General features: G+C 72.5%; 4 protein-coding genes. 2 read left to right on the plus strand and 2 right to left on the minus strand.

All coding sequences use genetic code 11. The annotated features are described in order from the left end of the window. Window positions 1-549 (minus strand): RDD family protein (locus GH736_RS21275; RefSeq protein ID WP_235934587.1); only part of this gene is annotated, 549 nt, incomplete at its 3' end. Window positions 550-566: 17 nt separating this feature from the next. On the opposite strand from GH736_RS21275, the gene GH736_RS21280 reads away from it, so the two are divergent. Further along, on the plus strand, window positions 567-1,562 hold the full coding sequence (locus tag GH736_RS21280; RefSeq protein WP_159606863.1) for a stage II sporulation protein M: 996 nt from the start codon (window positions 567-569) through the stop codon (window positions 1,560-1,562). 7 nt (window positions 1,563-1,569) lie between these two features. Here GH736_RS21280 and GH736_RS21285 read toward each other — a convergent pair whose 3' ends face one another. Beyond that, the gene (locus GH736_RS21285) at window positions 1,570-2,178 is read right to left on the minus strand and encodes a DUF58 domain-containing protein (protein ID WP_456236779.1); all 609 of its coding nucleotides are present in this window, start codon (window positions 2,176-2,178) and stop codon (window positions 1,570-1,572) included. 23 nt (window positions 2,179-2,201) lie between these two features. Between GH736_RS21285 and GH736_RS21290 the strand changes: the two genes are divergently transcribed. Further along, on the plus strand, window positions 2,202-2,383 hold a 182-nt coding region (locus tag GH736_RS21290; protein WP_159606867.1), incomplete at its 3' end, for a hypothetical protein.

A 2,383-nucleotide genomic window follows, 5' to 3' on the forward strand; every position in this document is an offset into this window, starting at 1 on the left:
TACGGCGGTGCGGTGTACTTCGCCGAGGAGACGAAGAACGCGAAGCGCGCGATCGCCCGCGCCGTGCTGTGGAGTGCGATCATCACCGTCATCGCCGAGCTCGTGCCGCTCACCGCGGTGCTGCTCGACGAGCACCGCGAGCCCGCCGAACGTCAGGTAAATCTCGATGACGCCGGTGAGCGCGCGGATGAACGCGTGGCGCAACCCGATCGCGCCCCCGTCGTCGCGCACGACGCGGAGGCCGAGCGCCAGCTTGCCGAGGGAGCGCCCGCGGGTGGCGGTCTCGACCGCGGTGGGGAGCACGACGATGCACACGACGATCGTGGCGATGAGGACCGCCCGGAACGCGGCCTCGTCGAGGGAGAGGCCGGCGAGGGCGAGCAGCACCAGGAGGATGAGGACCACCGAGAGGAGCACGTCGATCGCCGCCCCGCCCGCCCGGATGAGGGCGCTCGCGGGCCGTACGTCGAGGGCGACCGCCTCCCCGGTGACGAGGGCCTCGTCGTCGAACCGGGCCGCCCGGCTGCGGGTGTCGGTCGCGGGGGCCATGGGTAGTATTCAAGCAGATGGACCTCGACGCGCTCGCCTCCGCCCGCCACGACGACTGGGAGCGGCTCGACGTGCTCTCGCGATCGTCGCGGCTCGACGGTCGAGGCGCCGACGAGCTGATCGAGCGGTACCAGCACGCGGCATCCGACCTCTCGCTGGTGCAGACGACCGCCGGCTCCACGGCGCTCGGCGACCGCCTCTCGGTGAGCCTGGCGCGAGCGCGGCTCCGGTTCACCGGCACACCTGAGAACCCCCTCCGCCAGTTCACCCGGTTCGCGACCCTCAGTCTTCCCGCCGCCCTGTACCGGCTGCGCTGGATCACGCTCGCCGTCGCGGTGGTCACGGTCGTGGTCGCCGCCCTGTACGCCTGGTGGATCGGCGGCGACCCACGGGTGCTCGCGACGATCGGCACCGAGGCCGAGCTGCGGCAGCTCGCAGAGGAGGGATTCGTCTCCTACTACTCCGAGAACCCCGCCGCGTCCTTCGCGGGCTCCGTCTGGACGAACAACGCCTGGATCGCAGCGCAGTGCGTCGCCTTCGGCATCCTCGGCGTGTGGGTGCCGTGGGTCATCCTGCAGAACGCGCAGAACCTGGGCATCACGGCCGCCGTGATGTTCGCCTACGACGAGGCCGACACCTTCTTCCTCTACATCGCGCCGCACGGGCTGCTGGAGCTGACCTGCGTCTTCGTCGCCGCGGCGGCCGGCCTCCGGATCTTCTGGGCATGGGTGGCGCCCGGACCGCGGCCACGCGGCGTGGCGCTCGCCGAGGATGCGCGGTCGTTGTTCACCGTCGCGATCGGCCTGGTGTTCTTCCTCTTCGTGTCGGGGCTCATCGAGGGCTTCGTGACCCCGGCGCCGTGGCCGTGGCCCGTGAAGATCGGCATCGGCGTGCTCGCCCTCGCAGGGTTCCTCGCCTACATGCTCGTGCTGGGTGGTCGCGCCCGGCGGGCGGGGGAGACCGGCGACCTCGTCGAGTTCGACGCGGGCGCGAGCCGCATCGTGGCGGGCTGACCGGCGTTCAGAGCCGGCCGGCGGCCTTCAGCTCGAGGTAGGCGTCGGCGAGGGCCGGCGGCAGCTCCTGCGGGGGTGCGGCCACGGTGATCGCGCCGAGTCGTCGCATCGCGGCCGCGACACGGTCGGCGTCGAGACGTGCCCGCTCCGCTGCGGCGGCGGCGTAGACCTCGTCCAGCGATCCCCGCTCGCGTGCGGAGGCCACGATCGTCGGGTCGGCCACGGACGCGACGATCACGGTGTGGCGTGCGGTGAGCTGGGGCAGCACGGTGAGCAGCCCACGCGAGTTGCCCGGGGCATCCGCCGCCGTGAGCAGGACGACGAGTGCGCGCCGGCTCGTGACCTGCCGCACCTGGCCGGGTACGGATGCCCAGTCGGCCTCGATCAGCTCCGCCTCGATGCCGGCCATGGCGTCGACCATCCGGGCGAGGAGCGCCGGTCCGCTCGCGCCCTGCACGCGGCCCCGCACCCGCCGGTCCCAGGCGAGGAAGTCGACGCGGTCGCCGGCGTGCGACGCCAGTGCCGCCAGCAGCAACGACGCCTCCCATGCGGTGTCGAGGCGCGGCTCGTCGGCGATGCGGGCGGCCGCCGTGCGCGAGGTGTCGGCCACGATCACGATCCGCCGGTCCTGGATCCACCGTGACCATGAAGTTCGTCGTGATCGGCCGCTCGCTGCGGCGACACGACGCTACGCCCATCGTGTTCACCGACGGCTCGCTCGTCGGTGCCACGCTCGACCGCAACGGCCTGCGTCCGGGCCGGTACATCGTGACCGACGACGGCCTGGTGGTGCTCGCGAGCGAGATCGGCGTGCTCGACAT

The organism is Agromyces humi (genome assembly GCF_009720255.1).
GTDB lineage: Bacteria > Actinomycetota > Actinomycetes > Actinomycetales > Microbacteriaceae > Agromyces > Agromyces humi.

Bases quoted from the DNA above. Each gene is read 5' to 3' on its own strand.
- GH736_RS21280 (WP_159606863.1), top strand. From the start codon at position 567: ATGGACCTCGACGCGCTCGCCTCCGCCCGCCACGACGACTGGGAGCGG.